The organism is Leyella stercorea, from assembly GCF_019052365.1.
Lineage (GTDB): Bacteria > Bacteroidota > Bacteroidia > Bacteroidales > Bacteroidaceae > Prevotella.
The window spans coordinates 1-1,448 of record NZ_JAHQUY010000158.1; the positions used below are offsets into that span (position 1 = coordinate 1).

Genomic DNA, 1,448 nt, shown 5'->3' on the forward strand with positions numbered 1-1,448 from the left:
CATTGCAACGTGCTCACCAGATAAGGGCAGAGCGTATTCTTCATCCAGAGACCATCCCAGAGGTAGGTCACTTGATGATTGTGAAGGAAATCCCCAATGACGAGTCTCCCGAAGTCTTGGACTGGATCCAGACCTACATCGACTGGATGAGCGACAATACAGACTACTCCAAGGCTATTGTTGACCAGTCAAAGTATCTGAAATACCTAATGAGCGAGTTCCTTGCCAACAAGCGCAGACCTCACATCACTCTGAGGAAGTTCGACAAGGCATGGTTCAAGGCTTTCTTCCTTTGGCTGAAGAACGACTATGTACCACAGAAGTATGTACGAGTTGAAGCCAAGCCTTTGTGTAAAGGCTCCCTTCACAATGTTCAACAGCGCATAGTGGCGGTGTTCAACAAGGCGGTCAAGTTCGGTAAGTTGAAGGCTAACCCTTTCTACCAGTTGGAGAAGTCTGACATCTTTCCCAAGCCAAAGTCATCACATAAGCAGTATCTCACTCCCGATGAACTGAAAAGGTTCATGGCTTCAGATGAGAGAAGTCCAGGAGTTGCAGAGACACAAAAGGCTTTCGGTTTCGCCTGTCTGACAGGACTTCGTATCAGCGACATCAAGGCTCTGCGGTGGAGTGACATCAAGAGAAACAAGGAAACGAACACGCTTGTAATCGTCCAAAAGAAAACAAAGGCTCTCAATGCCGTACCAATCGGCAATACCGCCTTGTCATGGATGCCACCCAAAGGCAATGATGATTTTGTGTTTCACCTTCCTGCCAAGGCTAATGTGGATGCAGCCCTTAAAAGGATAGCTAAAAAGGTGGGCATTGAGAAGAATATCTCTTTTCACTGTGCCCGACATACATTCGGAATTTTGGTGCAGGCGGTTACCGGCAACATTGAGACTACCAAGAAGCTGATGGGACACAAGTCACTCAAATCCACCGCCATCTATGCTGATGTGCTGACGCATGAAAAGGTCAAGGCTGTTGACAATATGAAGAAAGCCTTTCGAGGTCGCAAACAGCGTGAAGAGAACAAGCAGATACCGAGGACAAAGCGGACAGCAGCCACCAACACCCATCCACGCAGAATAACTTTTTTACAGGATAACAAGTAAACAGAACTTTTCAGGATAACAACCAGTTAAATTCACTTTTGTAGTCCCCGTTTTTCGGGCAGGGATTTCTCTCTGCCTTGGGGGACTACACTTCCAAAACAAGCAGTACAACAAATCACAAACAATTAAATTACAGGATAATGAACAAAACTATCGATACCGAGACTCTTCTTTTGAAGGTAGAGTCACATGAGCACCGCATTGGGATAATGGAGAACCTTCTCCGTGATGCCAAGCAAGTATTGACACTGGAGGAAGCAGCCTTATTCATGGGCATATCAAAGAGCAGTCTCTACAAGATGACACACAAGCATGAACTTCCGTTCTTCC

At 46.1% G+C, this 1,448-nt stretch carries 2 protein-coding genes; both read left to right on the top strand.

Going from position 1 to position 1,448, the window contains the following annotated elements; genetic code table 11:
* On the top strand, positions 1 to 1,118 hold a 1,118-nt coding region (locus KTQ90_RS13315), incomplete at its 5' end, for a tyrosine-type recombinase/integrase (protein ID WP_217318826.1).
* A 140-nt stretch (positions 1,119 to 1,258) separates the two neighbouring features.
* A partial coding sequence (locus tag KTQ90_RS13320; protein WP_217318827.1) for a helix-turn-helix domain-containing protein occupies positions 1,259 to 1,448 on the top strand: 190 nt, incomplete at its 3' end.